3 protein-coding genes are annotated in these 1,759 nt (G+C 62.8%); 2 read left to right on the plus strand and 1 reads right to left on the minus strand.

Annotated elements, in window-relative coordinates:
• On the minus strand, window positions 1-1,115 hold a 1,115-nt coding region (locus tag J0I64_RS00025; RefSeq protein WP_291405218.1), incomplete at its 3' end, for a copper ion binding protein.
• 157 nt (window positions 1,116-1,272) lie between these two features.
• On the opposite strand from J0I64_RS00025, the gene J0I64_RS00030 reads away from it, so the two are divergent.
• Both J0I64_RS00030 and J0I64_RS00035 read left to right on the plus strand, forming a co-directional pair.
• The gene (locus J0I64_RS00030; RefSeq protein WP_291405221.1) at window positions 1,273-1,485 is read left to right on the plus strand and encodes a heavy-metal-associated domain-containing protein; all 213 of its coding nucleotides are present in this window, start codon (window positions 1,273-1,275) and stop codon (window positions 1,483-1,485) included.
• Window positions 1,482-1,759 (plus strand): DUF305 domain-containing protein (locus J0I64_RS00035; RefSeq protein WP_291405223.1); only part of this gene is annotated, 278 nt, incomplete at its 3' end. The genes J0I64_RS00030 and J0I64_RS00035, both read left to right, overlap by 4 nt.

The following is a 1,759-nucleotide window of genomic DNA, read 5'->3' on the forward strand; positions in this document are numbered from 1 at the left end:
GTGATCATGGATTCATCGACATAGCTCTCGCCTTCGACCACCTGACCGTCGACGGGAATGCGATCACCGGGGCGCACCTCGATGATATCGCCGGAGCTGACGGCCTCGATCGGCAGGTCGACAACCGTGTCGGCCCGACGAACCCTGGCGGTCTTGGCCTGAAGCTTGACGAGCCGCTTGATTGCTTCCGAGGTCCGCCCCTTGGCGCGGGCTTCGAGGAGACGACCGAGCAAGATCAGCGTCACGATGACGGCGGCGGCTTCGAAATAGACGTTGATGGTTCCCGGCGGCAGGAAGCCGGGCGCGAAGGTGGCGACCAGCGAAAAGCCATAAGCGGCCAGCGAGCCGACGGCGACCAGCGAGTTCATGTCAGGCGCCAATCGCCAGAGGGCCGGCAAGCCCTTGTCGTAGAAGCGGATGCCGGGGACGAAGAGGACGAGCGTTGTCAGCACGAACTGAATATACCAGCTCGTCTGGATGCCGATGGTCGAGGCGATATAGGTGTGCGCGCCCGGGATCATGTGCGTACCCATTTCGAGGGCGAAGACGGGCACGGTGAGCACTGCGGCAATGGTGAAATCGCGCGTCAGTTCGCGGCGTTCGGCATCCTTCTTGGCCGCGAGTTCGTCGGCCTCGGCCTGATTGGAGGCGTCGGCGCCCCCGCCCAAAGGCCTGGACTGATAGCCGGCGGCAGCGACGGCGGCGACGAGGGCCTGCACATCGCCACCGCGAATGGTGGCGCGCTCGGTCGCAAGATTGACGGTCGCGTCGGACACGCCATCGACGGCCTTGAGAGCCCGTTCGACACGGCCGACGCACGAGGCGCAGGTCATGCCTTCGATGGCGAGTTCGATTGCCGGGGCCGGGGCCAGGAAACGCGCGGGCACGGTATAGCCCGCATGTTCGACGGCACCGACAAGCTGGGCGCGATCAAGTGCCGTGCTCGCGGTGATGCTGGCCTTTTCGGTCGCGAGGTTGACCGAGACGGTTTCGACGCCGGGGATGGCCTTGAGCGCCTTTTCGACGCGACCGACACAGGAGGCGCAGGTCATTCCCTCGATCGGCAGGGAGATGGCTGACGACGTCATGTCTGCGGGGCGAAGCGGGGCATTCATTGCGATGACCTTGCATGTTCGAAAATCATGTTTGATCGCAATGTGGGGCTTCCCATGGTTGGAAGGTCAATGGCTATTTTGCACTTTTTTGAGGCTTGACCTTACAACGATGGGAAGCCCTATCTCGATGGGCATGAGACGCACAACGGAGGTTCTCATGCAGCTTCGCATAGACGGCATGACTTGTGGCGGCTGCGCCAGGTCAGTCACCGGCGCGATCGTATCACTTGATCCCAGCGCCAAGGTTGAGATCGATCTTTCGAGCCGCACGGTCGAGGTCGAAACATCCGCGTCCGAGAGCGAAATCCGGCGGGTTCTGGGTGCCGCCGGCTATCCGGCCAACCCACAAATTGTCGAGGAAATGAAATGAACAAGCTCACACCGATCTTTATCGCGGGTGCCCTGGTGATCAGTGGCGGCCTTGCCATTGCGCAGAGCCAGATGAGCGCGGGAACGCCGGCTGAATCGCATGGCGGTCACGCCATGCCGGCCGCCGCGGCCAATGATAGTGCGTCGACGGCGGCCTACAAGACGGCGCATGACGCCATGATGGCCGGCATGGCGGCCGACTATACCGGCGATGCCGACGTTGACTTCATGCGCGTTTTTATCCCGCACCATCAGGGTGCGATCGACATGGCTCG

It is taken from the genome of Devosia sp. (assembly GCF_017307565.1).
Classification (GTDB): Bacteria; Pseudomonadota; Alphaproteobacteria; order Rhizobiales; family Devosiaceae; genus Devosia.

What these genes read in the sequence shown, in the direction of transcription:
- J0I64_RS00030 (WP_291405221.1), top strand. Translation starts at nt 1,273, where the DNA reads ATGCAGCTTCGCATAGACGGCATGACTTGTGGCGGCTGCGCCAGGTCA.